This window comes from Kitasatospora sp. A2-31 (assembly GCF_022288725.1).
In the GTDB taxonomy this organism is placed as follows: domain Bacteria; phylum Actinomycetota; class Actinomycetes; order Streptomycetales; family Streptomycetaceae; genus Kitasatospora.
In genome coordinates this window covers 1-1,117 of the sequence record NZ_JAKNTA010000254.1, presented here as the reverse complement: position 1 = coordinate 1,117, position 1,117 = coordinate 1, and the positions used below count along the sequence as shown (strand labels likewise).

1 protein-coding gene is annotated in these 1,117 nt (G+C 74.3%); it reads right to left on the bottom strand.

The window, feature by feature from the left end; genetic code table 11:
• Positions 1 to 1,117 (bottom strand): chloride channel protein (locus tag MCM47_RS41280; RefSeq protein WP_308222642.1); only part of this gene is annotated, 1,117 nt, incomplete at both ends.

Here is a 1,117-nt window from a genome sequence, read left to right as displayed (position 1 = left end):
GGGAGAGGGCGAGACCGCCGGCGGCGCCCACGAAGATGGCGGGGAAGACCGGGCCGCCGCGGAAGGCGCTCATCGAGGCGCAGTACGCCAGTGACTTGCACACCACCAGGACGACGAGGGTGGCCGCCGTGTAGCCGGCGCTGTCCGCCAGCAGCGGCCCGAGCGCGTCCTGGCCGGAGAAGAGCACCCCGGTGATCGGCCGGTCGGTGATCTCCGCGTACAGCAGGGCGATCACGCCGACGGCGACGCCCATCAGGACGGTGAGCGGCAGTCGGTGGCGGTCGACCAGGTTCTGCAGGGCGAGCGCGGAGCGGCGGATCGCCTCGCCGAGCAGTGCGGCGACGACGCCCGCGACGACCGCCCAGAGGAACTCGCCGAGCGTGGGCCGGCCTGCGGCCGGGGGCTGGCTCAGCACCAGGGAGTAGGTGCCGAGGCCGGTCCAGCTGCCGAGGCCGGTGAAGATCAGCGATCCGACGCCCGCGGAGAGCAGGCCGGGCACCAGCACCACTCCCATCATCGGCCCGCCCAGCCCGGAGGCCTCCATCAGCAGGAAGGCGCCGACCAGCGGGCTGCCCAGCAGTTCACTGATGGCCGCGAAGCTGCCGGCCGCGCCGATCACGCCGACGGCGCTGGGCGGGGAGTCGCGCTTCAACAGCTTGATCGCGCCGACCGCGAGGCCACCGCCGAGCGCGATCAGCGGGGCCTCCGGGCCGAGGACGACGCCCAGGCAGAGCGAGGCGATCGCGGCGAGCGCCACACCGGGCACCGCGGCGACCGAGGGCGTGCCGCCGGTCTTGAGCCCTTCGGCCGGCTTGTGGCCGCCGCCCCCGGGCAGGTAGCGGATCGTCAGGGCGACCAGCACGCCGGCCACCGCGAGCCACGGGATGGCCCACCAGTCGGGGGTGTCGTGGAAGCCGAGTCCCTTCGGCAGGTCGTCGTAGACCAGCGACTGGAGCTCGGAGACCAGCGCGAGGAAGCCGAACGCGCCGGCCGAGATCGGGACGCCGAGCAGTGCCGAGATCACCAGGATCGACACGTAGCCGCGGGAGCGGACGATCGCCAACGGGTTCTGCGGCGCTGTGGCGGCCCCGGTGGGCTCGGCGGGCGGTCCGGCCGG